Raw genomic sequence first — 21,346 nt, 5'->3', positions numbered from 1 at the left:
ATAATTACGTTTAAATGCCTGCCGTTCATCCGTAATACGTTATCTGTGCAACTAATCCATCCTTAAAAAATAATCAGTATAATTGCTTTTATACAATTATTTTTTGCAGGAGAAAATACTATGATGAAAAACTATGTTTGCCTGTTACTTGGCTGCTTATTATGTACTTCAGTATGGAGTCAAAACAATTCACAGAAATTTGAATTTGTAAATTTTTCAAAAGTTACTATCAATGATGACTTCTGGAAACCCAAAATTGATAAAGTGGCTACCAAAACATTACCTGCCTGTATTTATCAAACTGAAATTGCAACAGCCCGCATCCGCAATTTTGAAAAGGTAGCGCATAAAAAAGGAGAGAAACACCAGGGTATTTATTTTGATGACAGCGATGTTTACAAGGCGTTGGAAGCAATAGCTTATTCATTAAAAACACATCCTGATACAGCTTTGGAAAACACGGCTGACAGGTGGATTGATATTATTGCAGCCGCCCAGCAACCTGATGGATATCTTAATACCTATTACACTTTGGGCGATATAAGTAAACGATGGACAGATGTTGAAAAACATGAAGATTATTGCGCCGGTCATTTAATTGAAGCGGCAATAGCTTATTTCAATACCACAGGAAAAAGAAAATTACTTGATGTTGCTATACGTTTTGCCAATCATATTGATTCTACTATGCGGCTTGCCAATAAAAACTGGTTCAGCGGGCATGAAGAAATTGAACTGGCGCTGGTAAAATTATATAAGGTTACTAATGATGACCGTTATCTTAAGCTGGCTGATTGGTACCTTGAACAAAGAGGTAAACGATATTATGCTTATGGCTCAAACTGGATAACGCCGGAATACTGGCAGGATGCAGTACCGGTAAAAAAGCAAACCGAAATAACCGGCCATGCAGTGCGTGCCATGTATTTATATACCGGTGCTGCCGATGTAGCTGCTGTAACCAATGACAAAGATTATATGAATGTGATGAAGAAAGTTTGGGAAGATGTTGTGTATAGAAACATGTATATAACAGGCGGCATTGGCACCGGCGGCACTTCAGAGGCTTTTTCAACAGATTATGACCTGCCTAATGAAAATGCTTATTGTGAAACCTGTGCTTCTGTGGGCATGGTTTTCTGGAACCAGCGCATGTGTGAATTAACGGGTGAAAGCAAATACATTGATGTATTGGAAAGAAGTTTATATAATGGGGCGCTGGCCGGTTTAAGCATTAGCGGCGATCATTTCTTTTACGATAACCCGCTTGCCTCCAGTGGCCAGCATAAACGTAAAGAATGGTTTGGTACAGCCTGTTGCCCTTCAAATATTGCCCGCCTTGTTTCTTCAGTTGGTAATTATATTTATGGAAAAAGTGATGATGGTTTATGGGTGAATTTATTTATTGGAAGCAATACTGATTTCAGGTTTGGTAAAAAAGATGTTGCGTTCAGCATGCAAACAGAATATCCCTGGAATGGTAATGTGAAGATGACAATCGATACAAAGAAAGCCGCAACGTTCAACCTTAACCTGCGCATACCAGGCTGGGCAAAAGGAGAGCCGGTGCCCGGCGATCTGTATAAATTTTCCAATAATGTTGATTCAGCAATAACAATCCGCGTAAACGGAAAAGATGTTGCTTATACGGTTGAAAATGGATATGCTGTTATAAAAAGGGAATGGAAAAAAGGTGATGTGATTGAATATAATATTCCTATGCCTGTAAATTATATTGTGGCAGGGAAGCAAATAAAATATGATGCAGGCCGCATTGCCATACAACGTGGCCCCGTATTATATTGCGTGGAAGGTGCAGACAATAAAGAAGGCGTATGGAACCTTATTGTGCCACCATCAGCAGGGTTTACGCCGGAAAATATGCAGGTGCTCACAGAACCGGTTATTGCGTTGAATGGGAAAGGCCTGGCCGCTATACCTTCTGCAGATGGCCAGTCTGTTATTATGCAACAGCGGGATGTTAAAGCCATTCCTTATTATGCATGGTGTAACCGCAGTTCTAACGATATGCAGGTGTGGTTGCCGGTAAAAGTGAACGATGTGAAGATCGGTTATCAAACAAACAACAGTGATCATCATTAAATATATATGCAATACAACCACCTGAAATTTATATTGATTATTGCAGTGATCTTTATCACTGCCAGTTCCCATAAAAATATACCGGATGATAAATATGCCGGTAATACTATTAAAGTAATGACGTATAACATACATCATTGCAATCCTCCCGGTAAGCAGGATGTGATTGATGTGAATGCCATTGCAGCCGTGATAAAAAAACAAAATGCAGATATAGTTGCCGTGCAGGAAGTGGATATAAACACAAATCGTTCAGGAAAAATTAATGAAGCAGAACAGCTTGCAGTTAAGGCAGGTTATCCATCTTTCTTTTTTGCAAAGGCAATGGATTTTGACGGCGGGCAATATGGTATTCTCCTGTTATCCAAATATGGTTTGTCTGATACAAAAGCTTACAATTTACCAATGGATTCGGTTAACGGCGGTGAACAACGCATGCTGGCGGCAGGAACAATTACACTTCTTGCCGGTAAAACATTTCGATTTGGCTGCACGCACCTGGAAGCCTATCATAAAACCAGCAGGGATTTACAGATTAAAGAAATATGCCGTATTGCTGAAGAAACTACTTTACCGTTTATTGTTGCCGGTGATTTTAATTCAGGCGAAGGAAGCGAAGTTATTAATATGCTTGATGAGCATTTCACACGTACCTGTAATAACTGTCCTTCAACTTTTGGTGAAGATGGTGAAACGGGCGCCATAGATTTTATAGCATTCAAACCGAAAGATGTTTTCACCATATTATCACATAAAGTGGTGCAGAATAATACGGCATCAGACCACATGCCAGTTGTTGCTGAATTGCAGGTAAATAAATAAGGCAATTGCAGCAGCCATATCAGGATTAAAGACTTCTATCCCGGCGCACATCGCACATTAAACCGGAATCTTTAAAGATTTCGGGTTTATATTTTTTTAAAATTTCGGCGTTTTCTTCCAACTAATTTTTTCAGAAATTAAACCGGCCAAATTAAACCGTTGCCGCTTATGTATAATATTGAACTATGTAATACATGGTACTTACATTTGTTATGTAATTTTTATAACAAGGAACTTTAAATAAGCTGCTAAATGAAAACTTTTTTTACACTAACTGTTATATTAAACTGTTGTTTTTCAATAGTTAATGCACAATACTTCTCTATTAATGGTAATGTTGTAATTTCTGAGAAGCCGTTGGAAGCTGCAACCGTTATGTTGTTGAAACCGGATTCTTCAATGCTAAAACAGCAATTTTCAGATAAGAACGGGCATTTTCTCATAGACAAAATCACTAAAGGTCATTACCTGGTTTCTGTTCAGTTTGTTGGTAATGAAACCTGGTATTCGCCACTTCTAACACTCGATAACGAACATCCAATGATTGATCTGAAAACCATCAGCCTTCAATCTTCGGCCAAACTTTCCGATGTGGTGGTTACATCGCAAAAACAGTTCATCGAACAAAAAATTGATAAAACTGTTGTGAACATTGATGCATCGCCCACCAATGCCGGTTTATCAGCTTATGAAATTTTAGAGAAAACACCGGGCGTTGTGGTTGATAAAGATGGCAACATAAGCCTGAAAGGAAAAGGCGGCGTAGTGGTGATGATTGACGGCAAGCCTACTTATTTAAGTGCGCAGGACCTGGCTAATTATTTAAAGAATTTGCCATCAACAAGCCTTGACCAGATTGAGCTGATGACGAACCCGTCGGCAAAATATGATGCAGCCGGCAATTCAGGCATCATCAATTTCAAAACCAAAAAAACAAAGGTTAAAGGATTTAGCGCCGGCGTAACAGCAGGCTATGGTATCGGTAAATTTCCAAAAACAAATGAGAGCATCAACTTTAATTATCGTTCGGGCAAGGTGAATGTGTTTGGCAACTATAGTTACAATTATAGCAAACGTTACCATACACTTGAGCTTGAAAGAAATTTCAGGAATGAGGCAGGCGAAATAGATACGAAATTTATGCAGACCAGCGATATGCAATCTGAATATCAGTCGCATTATTTTAAAACCGGCCTCGATTTTTATGCCACTAAAAAAACAACGCTTGGCTTTTCAGTAAATGGCAATTTTAATCCGGGCACTAACAGTAACAACAATGTCACAGATATATATAATGCAGCTAATGCTTTGCAAAATGAAACTTATACAAACAGTGTTTCTAAAAATAACTGGAAAAATTATGGCGCCAATCTTAATATGGAAACTAAGTTTGACTCTACCGGCAGGGAATTATCTGCCAATATAGATTACCTGCAATATCAATCTTCATCCGGCCAGCTTTTTATAAATAAATTTTTTGATGCAAAGAACAATAAGGTTTCTGCTGATGAATTGCTGCGTGGAGACCTGCCAAGTAAAATAAATATTTATAGCGGCAAGATTGACTATGTGCATCCTTTAAAAAACAATCTAAAAATTGAAGCAGGCTTAAAAAGCAGCTATGTAAAAACAGATAACAATGCGCTTTACACCAATTTTATCAATAATGAATGGGTTACAGATTCAGGCCGTTCTAACCATTTTGTTTATGAAGAAAACATCAATGCTGCCTATATAAACACCAGTAAACAGTTCAATAAAAAATGGAGCGCCCAGTTAGGCCTTCGCCTTGAAAACACTAACGCAAAAGGCAGGCAGTTAACCACTGGCGAAACATTTAAACGCAATTACACGCAGTTGTTCCCCACAGCCTATATAAATTATACCTTGAATGATAAAAACCAGTTGAATTTAAATTATGGCAGAAGAATTCAAAGGCCTGATTACGGCGATATGAATCCGTTTTATTACTTCCTTGATAAATACACTTATGAAGTCGGTAATCCTTACCTGAAGCCACAGTTCAGCCACAATATTGAGTTGACACATGTATATAAAAATATGATCACTTCCACGTTTAGCTATGTGTTGGTAAACGACATTATAAATGAACAGTTGATGCAGATAGACAGTACACATACAACTTATGTTACCAAAACAAATCTCGCCAAACAAAACAGTTTTACATTAAGCGTAAATGCAGCAGTGCCTGTAACAAAATGGTGGAGGGCCAATTTATATGTTCAGGGTGCATATAACAAGTATAAGGGATTTGTGAATACCGGCATAATTAACGTGGAGGGCCCGGCCTTTAATGCCAATATGCAAAACCAGTTTACTTTACCAAAAGGTTGGAGCGCAGAATTAAGCGGTTACTTTAACAGCAAAGCAATTTATGGTACTGTTGTTGGTTTGCCGCAGGGTACTTTGAATTTTGCTGTTGCTAAAAAAGTTTTGAAAGATAAGGGCTCGGTAAAATTAAATGTACGTGACTTCTTAGGCATTCAGCAGTGGCGGGGTTACAGCCGCTATCAGAACGTAGATGTGAAGATTCATAACAAATGGGAAAGCCGCGTGGTAAACCTTACGTTTACTTATCGCTTTAGCAAAGGCCAAAAAGCAGAACAGCGCAACCACAGCAGTTCCGACGAAGAACAAAGCCGTGTAAAGGGAAAAGGATAGATAATGTTATTTAAAAATGAAAGGCATAGGATTTCAAAAACCTATGCCTTTTATCATGTAATGTTATACTATAAATTTATGGATGCCTCTAACTCCAGCAGGCTACCTGTATTCACCAAACACTTTTCGCAAGGTATCGGCGATCTCGCCAAGCGTACAAAAATTTTCAACTGCATCATTCACAGCAGGCATGATGTTTTCCCCTGAAACTGCTTTGCTATGCAGGTTTTCAAGACATGCCATTGCAGATGTTTTATTCCGTGTTTCTTTTAAGTGTTTTAATTTTTCAACTTGCATTTTTCGAATGCTGTCATTAATTTTCAGCAAAGGGATTTTTTCTTCATCGTCAACCATGAATTTATTTACACCCACAATAATCTTTTCTCCTGATTCAACCTTGAGCTGATGCTCATAAGCACTGCGGGCAATTTCATTTTGCATAAAACCCTGTTCAATGGCAGCAACACTTCCACCTAAAACGTCCACCTGTTCAATTAATTCCCATGCAGCTTTTTCAATTTCGCCGGTAAGTGATTCTACAAAATAACTACCACCTAACGGATCAGCCGTATCGGCAATACCGCTTTCATAAGCAGCAATTTGTTGTGTGCGCAAAGCAATGCGGGCCGCTTCTTCTGTTGGTAAACTTAAAGCTTCATCATACCCGTTTGTATGCAGGCTTTGTGTGCCGCCTAAAACCGCCGCAATTGTTTGTATGGTTACCCTCGAAATATTATTTAGTGGTTGCTGGGCTGTTAATGTACTGCCGCCGGTTTGTGTGTGAAAGCGCAGCATCATTGCTTTTGGATCAGTAGCGCCAAGCGATTGCATTATCCTGGCCCACATTCTTCTTGCTGCGCGAAACTTAGCTACTTCTTCAAACAAATTATTATGCGCATTAAAAAAGAAGGAGAGACGTTTGCCAAACACATTTATATCAAGCCCTTTTTTCATGGCGGCTTTTACATAAGCTTTTCCATTGCTTAATGTAAATGCAATTTCCTGTACAGCCGTGCTGCCAGCTTCGCGAATGTGATAACCTGAAATTGATATAGTATTCCATTTAGGCAATTCGTTGCTGCACCATTCAAAAATATCGGTGATGATGCGCATGGAAGGTTTGGGCGGATAGATATAAGTGCCTCGTGCTGCATATTCTTTAAGGATATCATTTTGTATAGTGCCTGATATTTTTTTAAGATCGGCTCCCTGCTGTTTTGCCAGCGCTACATATAAACCCAATAAAATAAAACCCGTGGCATTAATCGTCATTGAAGTGGTAATATCCTGTAGTTTAATACCATCGAATAAAGTTTGCATGTCTTCTATGCTATCAATGGCAACGCCAACTTTTCCAACCTCGCCATCAGAAAGATCGTGATCGCTGTCGTAACCAATTTGTGTAGGCAGATCAAATGCAACACTTAAACCATTCACGCCCTGGGATAATAAATAATGATAACGTTTATTGCTTTCTTCGGCGGTGGAGAAACCTGCATACTGGCGCATGGTCCAAAGCCTGCCTCGGTACATATCGGGCTGAATGCCGCGGGTGAATGGAAATTCACCGGGGATTTCGGTTGACCGTTGACCGTTGACTGTTGGCTGATATACTTTTTTTATTTCAATCCCGCTATCTGTAAAACATTTTTCACCTGGCATAAACGCAATTTAAATGAGGCCTTTAGCTCATCAGTTTTTTTGCTTCATAACTTAACACTTCGCTTACCACTTCGTGCAATGAACCTTTCTTATCGTTCATTAAAAATTCCAGCAATAATTTATTCAGGTCAAGGCCGGTGGCATGCGGCGGCAATACGTTGGCCATCTGGTTTATAATAAGCAGGTTTTGCTCCTTAAGGTTTTTTACCGCATTCCATGCTTCAGCAGTTACATATATCTGTTGCGTAATGTTATAATCATATTCAGAACGGATGTTTTGTGTAAGCAGCATCTGCATTTCCCTGGCTGATGATGTGGGCTGGTTAACCCTGGTTATTACATTCGGAAGTGCAATCCTGTCAACCAGTATAAGCAACCTTTCATAAGCCTGCAGTTGCATGGTTGTTGCAGTTTCCCTGTTTATAGGGCTTTCACCGTTCCCGTTTTTGGGCCGGGTTGTAAAAATATACACCAGGGCAGTCATCACAACAATTACAATTACCAGAATAATAATCAGGTTGCTATCCAAAATTTATGTTTTGTGCAAAGTAAGTAATCTCAATAAATAAAAAAGCCGGTTGATTAATAACCGGCTTAATGTAAAGTTATCCTCTGTGCCCTGGCCTTTCACTCCGTTCCCTGGAAGGAGACTGTTGCCGTGGCTGGTTAGACTGTTGTTGCCTTTGCATCTGCTGTCTTTGCTGGTTGAATTGCCGCTGCCTGTTAGACGACCTCATCTGGTCATTATTTCTTTGCTGCCGCTGCTGATTCATTCTCTGCTGTTGCTGTTGTTGCTGGCGCTGCATCCGCTGTTGCTGCTGCCTCGTCCTGTCAGAATTTTGACTGGGCCTGTTTGATTGATTCCGCGGCTGCACATTGTTTGGCTGCTGCTGGTTTCTGCCGGAATTAGGCTGAGCCTGACGCATATTGCGTTGCGGCCTTTGATTGTTTATCCTGTCGCGTGCATCCGGGGCCGGCCTGTTATTATTTTGTTGATTATTTGCCTGGTTCCTGTCATGCTGTTGATTGGGCCTTTGGTTATTGATGTTAGGCCTGTTGTTTGCACCCGCATTGCTCTGAGGCGCTCTTTGTCTTACACCCGGCCTGTACATTTGAATAGTGTTATTACTAACCCTGGCGCTGCCGGGCCTGTTTGAATTTACCACGCGAACCTGGTTTACGCGCCTGCCACTGTATCTCTCTACTTCAGTACGGTTTGGCCCTGCAACAAAACGCCTGTTATTATAAACCGTTGTATTATTAATGATAGTAGTATTATTAATAATTGTAGTGTTGCGGGAAGGGCGCACATAATGCCTGTGTATGTTGCTGTAACCCATGTACCGGCTTGGTGCAAATACCCACCTGTTATAAGGAACGCCAATACCAATGTTAATACCTATATGCATGCCTGGCCCTAAAGGAGTCCAGCCATAATAACCGCCACCGGAACGCCATGCTACCCATGCCGGGCCCCATTCATAACCAGGAACCCACATCCATCCGTAAAAAGGGTCGTATGTCCAGCGGCCATAATGGAAGGGCGCCCAGCCCCAGCCATAGTCAGAAGCCCACGTCCAACCATAAGAAGAGTAAATCCAGTGGCCACCTGTTGAATAAGGCACAAACCCACGATGGCGCGGTACCCAGCACCGTCCGTACGATGCAGAAACAACCCAGCTTCCGTAAGGTGATAAAGCTTCATTAAATACATTGATGTTTACATCTGAGGGCCGGTAATCATAATCAGATGGATTATCATCATCATTATAGCTCTCGTTATTATAGCTGTTATCGTTGTCGCTGTAACTTCCGTTATCATCGTAATAATCGTCGTTCTGCGCCGATGCAGCGTTTGGGATGCTGCCCGAGGCTGCAACGACAAGCAGCATTATCAGGGAAGGAAAAAATTTTTTAATTAATGTCATTTTGTTGTGTTGAATTGTTGTGTAAATTATTCCAGTTGTATACAAAAAACAAACACTTGTTTGTTAATGTTATTAGGACGGTTAAGGAATAATAAAGTTTAATTGATAACGGTACCTTTACAGTTTTAAGTATGCTTTAAATATAATTAAAAATATCAAGATTATGCCATCTTTTGACATTGCCAGCAAAGTTGACCTTCAAACTTTAGATAACGCTGTAAACACAGTAAAAAAAGAAATAAGTAACCGTTTTGATTTTAAAAATTCGCCGGTTGAAATAACCCTGAATAAAAAAGATTTCCTGGTTACGCTTGAAGTGGAAAGCGATATGAAGATGAAGCAGGTGATTGATGTGCTCATAAGCCGCAGTATGAAGCAGGGTATTGATGCCAATGCTTTTGATTTTTCAAAAGATGCACACCAAAGCGGTAAAGTGCTGAAGAAAGAAGTGCCTGTTACCAACGGACTGAAACAGGAGGATGCCAAAAAGATTGTTAAGATTATTAAAGACAGCGGCCTTAAAGTGCAGGCTCAAATAATGGATGACATAGTGCGGGTAACAGGAAAAAAAATAGATGACTTACAGTCAGTAATTGCGGCCTGCAGGCAGGCAAACCTGTCATTTCCTTTACAGTTTACAAATATGAAATCGTAAGCTCTTGCCGAAAGAAATTATTTGAACAGTGCTTTTAATTGCAAATGCTGAGGTCAGGTTAAGTGAAGCTTTGACCATATTCAATAATTCTATACCTTCGCGCTCCAAAATTTTAATTCCCGTAAGGCTCAACAAGAGTTCCGCCAGTGCGGAAACGCCAGCAGGGAGTAATCTTAATAAGATTATAATGCCTAAAGTTAAAACAAACTCCAGCGCAAAGAAGCGCTTTAAAGTAACCGGCACAGGTGAAATTACTTTCCAGAAATCTTTCAAACGACACATCCTTACCAAAAAATCTACCAAGCGCAAAAGAAACCTTCGCCAAAAAGGTGTGGTAGCAGCGCCTAACAAAGATTTTGTAATGCGCTTATTGCGTTTGAAATAATCCACAAGGAAGTAATAAACACATTTTTAAAAACATTTTCTGATGCTTGCGGCTTACAGCTAAAAAAATCAGAAATCAAAAATTATAAATTATGCCACGTTCAGTAAATGCAGTTGCATCAAGGGCAAGAAGAAAAAGAGTTTTAAAACAGGCCAAAGGTTTTTACGGCAAGCGTAAAAATGTATATACCGTTGCCAAAAATATTGTTGAGAAAGGACAAACTTATGCTTATGTGGGCCGCAAAGTAAAGAAGCGTGATTACCGCCAGCTTTGGATTGTTCGTATCAACGCTGCTGTAAGGGAAGAAGGTTTAACGTACAGCGAATTCATTAATCTTTTGAATAAAAAAGGTATTGAATTAAACAGGAAAATTCTTGCAGACCTTGCCATGAATGAACCTGAAAGTTTTAAAGCTTTGGTTGCTTCAGTTAAATAGAGTTTAGCAAAAAAAATAAAAATTTAATCCCGCGCTTTGCGGGATTTTTTATTTTGATTATTGCAATCAATTACTTTTGTTGGCTCTTGTCAAAAAAAATCATGAACTCGAACAGGAAATGACAAATACTTATACTTCGCTTGTTAAGCAAACTTTCCATTTTCCACAGGAAGATTTCGACTTAAACGATAACGGATACCTTGAATTTAACGGGCTTGATATTAAAGCATTAATTGACAAATATGGCACGCCCCTCAAACTTAGTTACCTGCCTAAAATAGGTATGCAGATAAACAAGGCTAAAAAAATGTTTGAAGCGGCTTTCAAACGCCACAAATATGAAGGCGCTTACAATTATTGCTATTGCACCAAAAGCTCTCATTTTTCTTTTGTGGTAGAAGAGGCTTTAAAGCATAATATTCATTTGGAAACATCGTATGCTTACGATATTGAAATTATTAACCAGCTTTATAAGCGCAAGAAAATAACAAAAGATACTTTTATTATTTGCAATGGCTTTAAACAAAAAACCTACACTTCAAGAATTGCAAGGCTTATTAATACCGGGTTTAATAATGTAATACCTGTGCTTGATAATAAAGCCGAGCTGCAAATGTATAAACGCAGCGTAAGAAAGCCGTTTAAATTAGGCATTCGCGTGGCGGCTGAAGAAGAGCCCACATTTCCTTTTTATACATCAAGGCTGGGCATAAGGGCAAAAGATATTCTTGAATTTTATGTGGATGAAATTGAAGGCTATGAAGATAAATTTCAGCTTAAAATGCTGCATATATTTTTGAACAAAGGCATTAAAGATGATATTTATTATTGGAGTGAATTAAATAAGATCATTAACCTGTATTGCCAGTTGAGAAAAATTTGCCCTGAACTTGATTCAATCAATATTGGCGGTGGCTTCCCTATAAAACATTCTCTTGGCTTTGAATACGATTACCAGTTCATGATATATGAAATTGTGGGTAACATAAAAAAGGCCTGTAAAAAAGCAAAAGTTCCCATGCCTAATATTTTCACAGAGTTCGGCAGCTTTACTGTTGGCGAAAGCATGGCGCATATTTACAGTGTGGTGGGAGAGAAGGTGCAGAACGACCGTGAACGTTGGTACATGATTGATTCATCATTCATAACAACCTTGCCCGATACCTGGGGCATTGGTGAAAAATTTTTAATGCTGCCGGTAAACAAGTGGGAAAACGAATACCAGCGTGTTGTGCTTGGCGGCATGACGTGCGATAGCCATGATTATTACGACTCTGAAGAACATATTAATGAAGTGTTTTTGCCAAAGCTGGAAAGTGAAGGCAACGGCAGCGACCCGGCTAATAAAGAGCCATTATATGTGGGGTTCTTTCACACCGGCGCTTACCAGGACCAGATAAGCGGTTACGGCGGCATAAAACATTGCCTCATCCCTTCTCCAAAACATGTAATTGTTGGATATGATAAGAATGGCAAATTAACAGACTGGCTGCATGCTAAACAGCAAACGGCACAAAGTATGTTAAAGATATTAGGTTATTTATAGGTGTTTTAAACTTTGGGTTTTTACATACATCCTATAAACTCCTTAAATAAATTATCATGAAGAAATTATTAGCAACAATGTTTATTGCCACTGTGTTCTTTACAGTTTCCGCATCTGCACAGCCTGGCGGAAGAGGCGAAAGGGTTAAACAATATTTAACCGATTCATTAGGCGTATCTGCTGCCAATGCAGATTCTGTGATGGCTATCTCTCAACGCTCAATGCAGCAAATGCGCAGCATTATGCAGGACCAGGCATTAAGCCGTGATGATAAAAGAGAAAAAGCAAAACCCATTCGTGATGCAGCAAAAGAAGAAATGAAAAAATATCTTACTGCAGACCAATTGCAGAAACTGGATCAAAAGCAAATGGAATGGAGGCAAAACAGGCGCGGTGGTAATGGCGGCAGAAGATAATCATTGAAGATATACATATATTAAAAAGTTCCGGCAACGGAGCTTTTTTTATGCCCATACTTTTTACAATGTGCTTACCGGGAGTTTTCTTTTATCTTTCAATAACCTCAGCATTTGTAAAATCACCGCAATAAATATCAGTGCAAAACCAAAATAAAAATACCTGCTTAAAGTTTCATTTTCTTTATAAAGAATAAAGGCAAGTATAATTCCATAAACAGGCTCCAGTGTAAGCGTAAGGTTCACCGTAAAAGCGCTTACCTGTTTTAGCGCATTGATGTATAAAATAAAAGTTAGTATGGTGCAGAACCAGCTTAAAATAATCAGCCACAGCCAGTCAAACTGCTGAGGTATATGTTGTGCCGAAGGAAACAGCATATTATAAAAAGGTAATAAAATACTCAGGCCAACAAACCCGCCCGTTAACTGGTATAAAGTAATTGTATCGTGTGCATAACCGCTGATTAATTTTTTATTCATTACCGATACAATCACCGTTAACAGTGCAGCCACTAACCCAATATAGATGCCCACAGAAAAATGAAGATTGGTGGCATAAATTATTATAATGCCGCCCAAAGCAAAAAGGCCCAGCACCAGTTCATATACATTTATTCTTCGCCTGAAAAACAAAGGCTCAACAACAGCGCTCATTAAGCCCGTAGTGCTGAGGCAGGTTAATGCAATAGATACGTTTGAATATTTAATACTCCCGTAAAACGCAAGCCAGTGCAGCGAAAGCACGGTGCCGATGGCAGCGATTTTGAGAAAATCTTTAAAAGCAACAGCACGAATGCGGTTAAGAAAATAAAAAAACACCCACAGGCTAACAACGGTAATAAACATGCGCCACCAAACCAGCCAGCCTTCATTCAAATTAATGGCACGGCCAAGCACTCCGGTAAAACCCCAGAGAAAAACAGCAATGTGTAAACGTATCAAAGCGCCCTTCATGCGTGCAAAGAAATTAAATGAACAATGAAAAGGTTAAGTTTATTATTTACTTTTTTGAATTATTTTATTAAGGCAACCATCCATTTTATAAATATTCTGGAAATTTTGCGATGCATATTTTATTTTGCGTTTTTCAAAGTTTATAAAGCTTGCTTCTTAAAGAGTAATAAAAATACTTTATCATCATTAGTTAAACTTGTTTGCACAATGAACCGTTCACTTCCATTTATCTGCCTGGCCATATTTTTTTTGATCTCCTGCAAAAACAACACAAATAAAACTTCTGAAACAAAAGCCGACACACTTACTGAAGCACAGCAGCATCTTGCAGAAAATGCATTGAAAGGACTGGAAGCATTCGATGGCCTTGCAGTGCACACTTTTGCAACAGAGCCCATGTTAAAAAATCCCACCAATATTGATGTGGATGAACGGGGACGCGTTTGGGTAACGGAAGCATACAATTATCGCCCTACCATTAATGGTAATCCAACAAATGCGGCAGGTGACAGGATAATGATTTTAGAAGATACCAACGGCGATGGCAAGGCTGATACTGCCAAGGTTTTTTACCAGGGGCCGGAACTAAATGCGCCGCTTGGTATATGTGTGTTAGGCAAACAGGTTTTAATATCTCAAAGCCCTTATGTGTGGGCATTTTACGATGACGATGGTGATGATAAGGCCGACAGGAAAGAGATAATGTTTTCTGGTATTGGCGGCGAACAACATGATCATGGCATGCATACATTCACCTTTGGCCCGGATGGGAAATTATACTTCAATTTTGGCAATGAAGGCAAACAATTAAAAGATAAGAACGGCAAGCCTGTTCTCGACCAGGACGGCGATCCTATCGATTCAAAAAAATATAAACAGGGAATGGTATTTCGCTGCAATCCCGATGGCTCGCATGTGGAATGTTTAGGGCAGAATTTTCGCAACCCATACGAAGTGGCTGCAGATAGTTATGGCACACTCTGGCAAAGTGATAATGATGATGATGGCAACCGTGGCGTTCGCATTAACTATGTTATGGACTATGGTAATTATGGTTACACAGATGAAATGACCGGTGCAGGCTGGCAGGCAAGCAGGACGAACATGGAAGATTCAATTCCCTTTCGCCACTGGCATTTGAACGATCCGGGTGAAGTGCCTAATTTATTGCAAACGGGCGCAGGCTCGCCAACCGGTATTGTTGTTTATGAAGGCTCATTATTACCAAAAGAATTTCAGGGCCAGTTGATACATTGTGATGCAGGTACAAATATTGTACGTTCTTACTCCATCACAAAAAACGGTGCAGGCTATTCAGCGAAAATTATTAATATACTTGAAGGTGAAAAAGATAAATGGTTCCGTCCTGCAGATATTTGTGTGGCGCCTGATGGTTCGTTAATTGTTGCAGACTGGTACGACCCAGGTGTAGGCGGCCACCAGGCCGGAGACCAAACACGCGGAAGGATTTATCGTGTAGCACCGGCCAATTCAAATTATACTATTCCCACAGAAAATTATTCTACGCCCGAAGGTGCTGTTGCAGCATTGCAAAATCCAAACCTTGCCGTCCGCCATCATGCATTCATCACACTGCAATCAATGGGCGCCGAAGCAGTGCCTGCATTGGAAAAATTATGGAATGATGAAAATGCAAATCCACGCATGCGTGCAAGGGCATTTTGGGTTTTAGTAAAAATGAAAAATGCAAATGCACAGCCATATATTCAACAGGCAATAAAAAATAATAATCCTGATTTGCGCATTACGGGTTTAAGGGCATCAAGAGAATTAAATGCTGATGTAATAAATGTTGTAAAGCAGTTGGTGAATGATAACGATGCACAGGTGCGAAGGGAATGCGCTATTGCTTTGCATCATAACAAATCTGCCGAAGCTCCGGAATTATGGGCAACACTTGCCATGCAGCACGATGGGAAAGACCGGTGGTATCTTGAAGCTTTAGGCATTGGCGCCGATAAACAATGGAATGCTTTTTTTAAAGCTTATCTTAACCAGGTAAAAAACCCGTTGCAATCTGCAGCATCAAAAGATATTGTTTGGCGTGCAAGGACAGATGAAGCCGTTCCTTATCTTGCCCAACTCGCTTCAGATAAAAATGTTCCTGTTCAAAACCGCTTAAGATATTTCCGCGCATTTGATTTCAATACCGGCCCTGCAAAATCTTCTTATCTCGTAAAGATGATTGCAGATAATACATCGAATGATATCTCATTAAATAAACTTGTGTTGCATGCGCTTGATGTAAAAACGGTACAGCATTCTGATGTTGCACAAAAAGCATTAGTGGATGTAATTCAGTCTGTGCAAAGAACACCTGAATACATAGAATTTGTGAAACAGTATGAAGTAAAAACTGAAAACAATAATCTTTTGCAGCTTGCGATTGACAGTGCAAACGCGGGTTTGGGAAGAGATGCCGCAAGGTTATTATTAACATTAAAAGGTAATGCACTTGTGCAGAAAGTATTAAGCGGAAAAGATACATTGCAAACAAAGGCATTACTGTCAGCATTGAGTGGCGTGGGCAGCAAAGAATCAATTGACATCATTCAAAAAGTTGCGTTGTCTCCTGGATATTCAATGAATATCCGCAAAGATGCCGCAGGTAAAATTGGCAAAAGCTGGGGCGGTGAAGACAGGGTATTGGAAATTTTAAAAGCAAAAAAAGTTCCTGCTGAATTGGTTCCGGATGTTGTGGCAAGTGTTAGCGGCGCATGGCGTGGTTCAGTAAAAAGTGAAGCGGAGAGTTATTTGCCTGATCACGCGGCAACCGCTTTAAAGAAAGCCCCGACAATGAATGAGCTTGCTGCCATAAAAGGTGATGCGGTAAAAGGCAAAGCTATCTTTATGAGCACATGTTCTGTATGCCATGTGGCCGGAAACGAAGGAAAAGATTTTGGCCCGAAGCTTACGGAGATTGGTTCCAAGTATGCAAAAGATGGTTTGCTCGATGCCATTGTTCATCCTTCTGACGGAATTAGTTTTGGCTATGAAGGGTGGGAAATAAAAATGAAAGATGGTTCTGCTATGAGCGGCATTATTGCAAGTAAAACAGAAACAGCAATGGAGGTTAAATTTCCCGGCGGCACCACGCAGCAGATAAAGATGAATGAAGTAGCCTCCAGAAAAGAAATGAAAACATCTTTAATGCCTGAAGGTTTATATCAAAATATGAGCAATGAAGATTTGGCAAATCTCCTGGAATATCTTGAAAGCTTGAAGAAGAAGTAAGTTTTTGAAGAGTCAATTTCATTGACATCAAAGGGTTCGCCAAAAAGCCTTCGATTGCTTATTCATATATATTATAGGCTTGCTGTTTCGTTATTTTCTTTAAGCGTAAGCAAACTGTATATCAAAGCAATCCCACAAGTTAAGATTGTGCCGCTATCGGCAAATGGCACCGCCTTTTTGTTTTATTAAAATTTAAAAAATGAGTTTCATGGATGCTTATCTGCGTTCTTAATTTGTTGTGCAGGAAAAGGAAATTAGCCGCAACAAATGTTGCCGAATTACACGAACTGATAAAAATTTTTTAGTGCTGGAAATTAAACATTGCAACAGATATAGAACTATAGAACATACCAACTGATTACGACAATCTTAATATCTATCAAAGAACCGTCTCAATGAATTACTATCAATCTCTGCATACTCTTTTGGTAATTTATTAAGAATAACACCCTCGCTTCCTGTTGGCCTGTATTCTTGATGTGTCATTTTTACGAACTTATTTTTTTTGTTGTAACATGGATATATAAATTCAATTGTATCAATTTGTAATCCATTCCATTTGTATTTGTAAAGCCCGGCCTCGCCGGGATGGCCATATTCTAAACCTCGGATAATTTTCTCCTTGGGAAAAAATGTTGGGTTTATAAATTGATAGTCATGAGTAAAATCTCCTTCTTGTGATTGGTATAAATAAACATTATACATTTCTGCCAAACAACAACCTGATGATGGATACCAATGAACTACAAAGTCTTTGTAACCGTCACCATTTACATCTTGGGCTGTATCATCAATATAAGTCATTCCTCCCTGTTCCCTTTTAACAACTGCTTTGAATTGCTCATCCTGCAAAAGATAAACGTTGCAATAAGTTGCCCACGGAACTTCTTGCCTTATTAATAAATGTTTTTCACCTTGTGAAAAAAGATGCCCGTATATTATTTGTACTGTTACAACAAATGATGTATCATCAGGATATGCTTCAAAATCATGCTTAAAGAACTCTTTGCTTCTAAATTGCCAGGCATACTTTAAAGCACTATCCAAAATCTTAGACAATCCCAGGCTATCATTAAGATCCTTCTTTTGTTCATCTTTTATAGAATATGTTTTTAAAGTATCTGTTGTGTAATTCAGTTTTTGTTTAACTATGTTATTACAGTTAAGCAGAGATAGAACCGTAAGAATTAAAAAGGTCTTTTGCATTAGCGGGGTATTATACTTTTGGCCAAAATCAATATTACCGAATAATATAAAATCTCAAAAAATCAATCACAAATCAATGCTTTCCAATTAATCTTTTTGTTTGCTATGCGGGTAATCGAACTGTTATTTAATAAATGCACCACTTTGTCACAATTAATTTTTTTAGGCGTAACTGTATCAACAAAAAAAAGGCTGCCCTTTATCCGGGCAACCTTTAAATATCAGGGCTTTTGATTTTATGCTAAATCAAACCTGTCTGCATTCATTACTTTATTCCATGCGGCTACAAAATCCTGTACAAATTTTTCCCTGCCGTCAATGCTGCCATACACTTCTGCAACGGCACGCAGTTCTGCATTGGAGCCAAATACAAGATCGGCTCGTGTGGCAGTCCATTTAGGCTGGCCGGTAGCACGGTCGCTGCCAAGATATAATTCCCTGCTGTCATCTGTGGCTTTCCATGCAGTATTCATGTCAAGCAGGTTTACAAAGAAATCGTTGGTAAGCCTGCCCGGCGTTTGCGTAAAAACACCATGTTTGGAATTGTCGTAATTGGTATCCAGCACACGCATGCCACCCACCAATGCTGTTAATTCAGGCACGGTAAGATTGAGCAATTGCGCCTTATCTATCAATAATTCTTCTGTCGGTACAGGAATGGTGGTTTTGCGATAATTACGAAAGCCATCACCGAGTGGCTCCAGGTAGCTGAATGATTCTGCATCAGTTTGTTCCTGCGAAGCATCCATGCGGCCGGGAATGAAAGGAACAGTTGTATCATGGCCGGCATCTTTTGCGGCCTTTTCAATAGCGGCAGCACCAGCCAGTACAATCAGGTCGGCCAATGAAACTTTTTTACCGCCAGTTTGCGCAGCATTGAATTCCTGCTGAATGCCTCCCAGTATATCCAATACTTTTTTCAACTGTACGGGATTATTCACAATCCAGTCTTTTTGCGGGGCCAGGCGGATGCGGGCGCCATTAGCGCCGCCACGCTTATCTGATCCACGGAAAGAAGAAGCGGAAGCCCATGCTGTGGAAACGAGTTCGGCCACACTTAAACCTGCCGCAAGCACTTTTGCTTTTAAGGCCGCAATATCATTATCATCTATCAATACATGGTCAACTTCCGGGATTGGGTCCTGCCATATCAGTATTTCCTCCGGCGCATCAGGGCCAAGATAACGGGAGCGTGGGCCCATATCGCGATGCGTTAATTTAAACCATGCACGGGCAAACGCATCTGCAAAGGCGTCAGGGTTTTCCAAAAAGCGCCTTGATATTTTTTCATAAGCGGGATCAAGCTTTAAAGACAAATCTGTTGTAAGCATGGTTGGCTTATGCTTTTTAGAGGCGTCAAAAGCATCCGGGATAATATCGGGTGCATCTTTGGCCACCCATTGGTGTGCACCTGCCGGGCTCTTTGTAAGCTCGTATTCGTACCCAAAAAGGTTTTCAAAATAGCTGTTGCTCCATTGTGTAGGCGTTTTAGACCAGGTAACTTCAAGCCCGCTGGTAATAGTATCAGGCCCGTTACCGGAGCCATAACTGTTGTTCCAGCCAAGCCCCTGCATCTCCATGCCTGCAGCTTCAGGTTCTTTGCCGAGGTGTGTTGCAGGTGCTGCGCCATGGGTTTTACCAAAGCTGTGCCCGCCGGCAATAAGGGCAACTGTTTCTTCATCATCCATTGCCATGCGCCTGAAAGTTTCTTTTATATCAACGGCGGCTGCTATCGGGTCAGGATTACCATCCGGGCCTTCAGGGTTCACATAAATTAAACCCATGTGAGCGGCAGCAAGCGGTTCTTCCAGGTTAGGTGAATGAATTTTACGGCCGGGGTCTTCATCTGTGGGAACAACACCATGGCTTTCAACCACGCCTTCCGAGCCGCGCCCATAGCGGTCGTCATTGCCAAGCCATGTGGTTTCAGCGCCCCAATAAACTTCTTCTGCGGCTTCCCAGGCATCTTCTCGGCCACCGGCAAAACCAAAAGTTTTAAAACCCATAGATTCCAGCGCCACATTGCCGGTAAGTATCAGCAAGTCGGCCCAGGATATTTTGTTGCCATATTTTTGTTTGACAGGCCAGAGCAGCCTGCGTGCCTTATCAAGGCTCACATTATCAGGCCAGCTATTTAACGGCGCAAAGCGTTGTTGTCCCTGTCCCGCACCGCCACGGCCATCGTGTATACGGTAAGTACCGGCGCTGTGCCATGCCATGCGTATAAATAAACCGCCGTAATGGCCAAAGTCTGCAGGCCACCAATCCTGAGAATCGGTCATAAGTGCATGCAGGTCTTTTTTTACCGCTTCCAGGTCGAGGCTTTTAAATGCTTCGGCATAGTTAAAATCTTTATCCAGCGGATTTGATAAAGGGGAATGCTGGCGTAATATATTCAGGTTAAGCTTGTTCGGCCACCAGTCGCGGCTTTTGGTGCCACCACCGCCAACATTATGTTTCATATTGCCATTATGAAAAGGGCATTTACTGATGTCGTTAGAATTGTCTCCCATTTTTATGCGTTTTAATTAAATGAAGTTTATAGAATGCTTCGGGTGACAAACTTATAACATTCAGTCAATAAGCATAATCAATTAATTTTATAATTTGATAGATTAAAGCTATCATATCGGCGCCTGTAATGTGGGGTTACTTTTATTAAAAAAGCAGCTTAAATTATACATCATTCAAGCCTTTTCCCTTTAGTATTTGCTGTATGTATTTTTCAACTCTTGCCGCACGTGTTTTAGATTGTTTAGGTTGGGAAAAATGAAAAATATAAGCCCTTTGCCGCCCGGGCGTTAATGCCTCAAAAGCCTTTTTTAAAGCGGGTGATTTATCTAATTTAATTTGAAATTCTTCAGGAACAGGAAATTCCGCAGTTTTTTTGAGCTTCACTTTCAGGCCTGCTTTTTCTATTTCAATGGCTTCATAGATATATGCCTTTAAAACAGGCTTTAGTTTTATTATCTCCTTAATATTTATAAACCGTACCTGGCGTGCCGACTGCACATTTTTTGTTTGCTGGATAAGGATGTTATCCGCATCATTCAGCAGGGCGCCCTTAAAAAAAAGAAGCGCACAATATTCTTTAAACCCATGTATTAGAACGATATTTCTTTCCTCAAACATATAACAGGGGTTACCCCATTTCAGTTCTTCGGAGAGGCCGCAATCAAGAATGATTGACCTTAATTGCTCATATTCTTTCTGCCATTTTGAGGCTTTGTCAAAAAAGAAATCAACTTTTGGATTCATGCTTTCATCCGGCATAATCAGTTATTTTATGCATGTTT

Annotated in this window: 16 protein-coding genes; 8 read left to right on the top strand and 8 right to left on the bottom strand. The window is 40.1% G+C overall.

The features are described from left to right. The first annotated feature begins 120 nt into the window (after positions 1-120). The 3 genes from BM015_RS17790 to BM015_RS17780 all read left to right on the top strand — a co-directional run bounded on the left by BM015_RS17790 (position 121) and on the right by BM015_RS17780 (position 5,607). Positions 121-2,103: a glycoside hydrolase family 127 protein gene (locus tag BM015_RS17790; protein WP_218148537.1), complete on the top strand. Its 1,983-nt coding sequence runs from the start codon at positions 121-123 to the stop codon at positions 2,101-2,103. Positions 2,104-2,109: 6 nt separating this feature from the next. Further along, positions 2,110-2,925: an endonuclease/exonuclease/phosphatase family protein gene (locus BM015_RS17785; protein ID WP_090661886.1), complete on the top strand. Its 816-nt coding sequence runs from the start codon at positions 2,110-2,112 to the stop codon at positions 2,923-2,925. Between the two features lie 252 nt (positions 2,926-3,177). After that, positions 3,178-5,607 carry a TonB-dependent receptor gene (locus BM015_RS17780; RefSeq protein ID WP_090661884.1) on the top strand — a complete coding sequence of 810 codons (2,430 nt, stop codon included), beginning with the start codon at positions 3,178-3,180 and terminating at the stop codon, positions 5,605-5,607. Positions 5,608-5,709: 102 nt separating this feature from the next. Here BM015_RS17780 and BM015_RS17775 read toward each other — a convergent pair whose 3' ends face one another. From BM015_RS17775 to BM015_RS17765, 3 genes are all read right to left on the bottom strand, one after another. Continuing rightward, a complete protein-coding gene (locus BM015_RS17775; protein ID WP_090661882.1) occupies positions 5,710-7,269 on the bottom strand; it encodes an acyl-CoA mutase large subunit family protein in 1,560 nt (519 codons plus the stop codon). Positions 7,270-7,291: 22 nt separating this feature from the next. Further along, positions 7,292-7,798, bottom strand: coding sequence for a DUF7935 family protein (locus tag BM015_RS17770; RefSeq protein ID WP_090661879.1), 507 nt, complete (start codon positions 7,796-7,798; stop codon positions 7,292-7,294). Between the two features lie 76 nt (positions 7,799-7,874). Beyond that, positions 7,875-9,197 carry a DUF6600 domain-containing protein gene (locus tag BM015_RS17765; protein WP_090661875.1) on the bottom strand — a complete coding sequence of 441 codons (1,323 nt, stop codon included), beginning with the start codon at positions 9,195-9,197 and terminating at the stop codon, positions 7,875-7,877. Between the two features lie 163 nt (positions 9,198-9,360). Here BM015_RS17765 and BM015_RS17760 point away from each other — a divergent pair, with 163 nt between their 5' ends. Then, positions 9,361-9,852: a YajQ family cyclic di-GMP-binding protein gene (locus BM015_RS17760; RefSeq protein ID WP_090661872.1), complete on the top strand. Its 492-nt coding sequence runs from the start codon at positions 9,361-9,363 to the stop codon at positions 9,850-9,852. Here the strand turns inward: BM015_RS17760 and BM015_RS22105 are convergent. Beyond that, positions 9,826-10,242, bottom strand: coding sequence for a hypothetical protein (locus tag BM015_RS22105; RefSeq protein ID WP_449406339.1), 417 nt, complete (start codon positions 10,240-10,242; stop codon positions 9,826-9,828). The two genes, BM015_RS17760 and BM015_RS22105, sit on opposite strands and share 27 nt — an antisense overlap. 86 nt (positions 10,243-10,328) lie before the next feature. On the opposite strand from BM015_RS22105, the gene rplT reads away from it, so the two are divergent. The 3 genes from rplT to BM015_RS17740 all read left to right on the top strand — a co-directional run bounded on the left by rplT (position 10,329) and on the right by BM015_RS17740 (position 12,635). Then, positions 10,329-10,673: a 50S ribosomal protein L20 gene (gene rplT, locus BM015_RS17750; protein WP_090661869.1), complete on the top strand. Its 345-nt coding sequence runs from the start codon at positions 10,329-10,331 to the stop codon at positions 10,671-10,673. A gap of 118 nt (positions 10,674-10,791) precedes the next feature. Continuing rightward, positions 10,792-12,219, top strand: coding sequence for a type III PLP-dependent enzyme domain-containing protein (locus BM015_RS17745; protein ID WP_090661865.1), 1,428 nt, complete (start codon positions 10,792-10,794; stop codon positions 12,217-12,219). Positions 12,220-12,275: 56 nt separating this feature from the next. Beyond that, positions 12,276-12,635, top strand: a complete 360-nt coding sequence (locus BM015_RS17740; RefSeq protein WP_090661861.1) for a hypothetical protein — start codon at positions 12,276-12,278, stop codon at positions 12,633-12,635. A gap of 63 nt (positions 12,636-12,698) precedes the next feature. Here the strand turns inward: BM015_RS17740 and BM015_RS17735 are convergent, their stop codons facing one another. Continuing rightward, complete coding sequence (locus tag BM015_RS17735; RefSeq protein ID WP_090661858.1) at positions 12,699-13,589, bottom strand: DMT family transporter; 891 nt, start codon at positions 13,587-13,589, stop codon at positions 12,699-12,701. A 207-nt stretch (positions 13,590-13,796) separates the two neighbouring features. Between BM015_RS17735 and BM015_RS17730 the strand changes: the two genes are divergently transcribed. Beyond that, the gene (locus BM015_RS17730; protein WP_090662043.1) at positions 13,797-16,844 is read left to right on the top strand and encodes a PVC-type heme-binding CxxCH protein; all 3,048 of its coding nucleotides are present in this window, start codon (positions 13,797-13,799) and stop codon (positions 16,842-16,844) included. A gap of 369 nt (positions 16,845-17,213) precedes the next feature. Here the strand turns inward: BM015_RS17730 and BM015_RS17725 are convergent, their stop codons facing one another. The 3 genes from BM015_RS17725 to BM015_RS17715 all read right to left on the bottom strand — a co-directional run bounded on the left by BM015_RS17725 (position 17,214) and on the right by BM015_RS17715 (position 21,323). Then, the gene (locus tag BM015_RS17725) at positions 17,214-18,050 is read right to left on the bottom strand and encodes an XAC2610-related protein (protein WP_090661855.1); all 837 of its coding nucleotides are present in this window, start codon (positions 18,048-18,050) and stop codon (positions 17,214-17,216) included. 236 nt (positions 18,051-18,286) lie between these two features. Further along, positions 18,287-20,563, bottom strand: a complete 2,277-nt coding sequence (katG, locus tag BM015_RS17720; protein ID WP_090661852.1) for a catalase/peroxidase HPI — start codon at positions 20,561-20,563, stop codon at positions 18,287-18,289. Between the two features lie 163 nt (positions 20,564-20,726). Next, positions 20,727-21,323 (bottom strand): YdeI/OmpD-associated family protein, encoded by a 597-nt coding sequence (locus BM015_RS17715; protein WP_245751475.1) that lies wholly within the window; start codon positions 21,321-21,323, stop codon positions 20,727-20,729. Positions 21,324-21,346: the final 23 nt, after the last annotated feature.

It is taken from the genome of Parafilimonas terrae (assembly GCF_900115755.1).
In the GTDB taxonomy this organism is placed as follows: Bacteria; Bacteroidota; Bacteroidia; order Chitinophagales; family Chitinophagaceae; genus Parafilimonas; species Parafilimonas terrae.
This window is presented reverse-complemented; position numbering and strand designations above follow the sequence as displayed.

Excerpts from the sequence above, each read along its gene's own strand:
- BM015_RS17790 (WP_218148537.1), top strand. The coding sequence starts at position 121 with ATGATGAAAAACTATGTTTGCCTGTTACTTGGCTGCTTATTATGTACT.
- BM015_RS17785 (WP_090661886.1), top strand. The coding sequence starts at position 2,110 with ATGCAATACAACCACCTGAAATTTATATTGATTATTGCAGTGATCTTT.
- BM015_RS17780 (WP_090661884.1), top strand. The coding sequence starts at position 3,178 with ATGAAAACTTTTTTTACACTAACTGTTATATTAAACTGTTGTTTTTCA.
- BM015_RS17775 (WP_090661882.1), bottom strand. The coding sequence starts at position 7,269 with ATGCCAGGTGAAAAATGTTTTACAGATAGCGGGATTGAAATAAAAAAA.
- BM015_RS17765 (WP_090661875.1), bottom strand. The coding sequence starts at position 9,197 with ATGACATTAATTAAAAAATTTTTTCCTTCCCTGATAATGCTGCTTGTC.
- BM015_RS17760 (WP_090661872.1), top strand. The coding sequence starts at position 9,361 with ATGCCATCTTTTGACATTGCCAGCAAAGTTGACCTTCAAACTTTAGAT.
- rplT (WP_090661869.1), top strand. The coding sequence starts at position 10,329 with ATGCCACGTTCAGTAAATGCAGTTGCATCAAGGGCAAGAAGAAAAAGA.
- BM015_RS17745 (WP_090661865.1), top strand. The coding sequence starts at position 10,792 with ATGACAAATACTTATACTTCGCTTGTTAAGCAAACTTTCCATTTTCCA.
- BM015_RS17740 (WP_090661861.1), top strand. The coding sequence starts at position 12,276 with ATGAAGAAATTATTAGCAACAATGTTTATTGCCACTGTGTTCTTTACA.
- BM015_RS17735 (WP_090661858.1), bottom strand. The coding sequence starts at position 13,589 with ATGAAGGGCGCTTTGATACGTTTACACATTGCTGTTTTTCTCTGGGGT.
- BM015_RS17730 (WP_090662043.1), top strand. The coding sequence starts at position 13,797 with ATGAACCGTTCACTTCCATTTATCTGCCTGGCCATATTTTTTTTGATC.
- BM015_RS17725 (WP_090661855.1), bottom strand. The coding sequence starts at position 18,050 with ATGCAAAAGACCTTTTTAATTCTTACGGTTCTATCTCTGCTTAACTGT.
- katG (WP_090661852.1), bottom strand. The coding sequence starts at position 20,563 with ATGGGAGACAATTCTAACGACATCAGTAAATGCCCTTTTCATAATGGC.
- BM015_RS17715 (WP_245751475.1), bottom strand. The coding sequence starts at position 21,323 with ATGCCGGATGAAAGCATGAATCCAAAAGTTGATTTCTTTTTTGACAAA.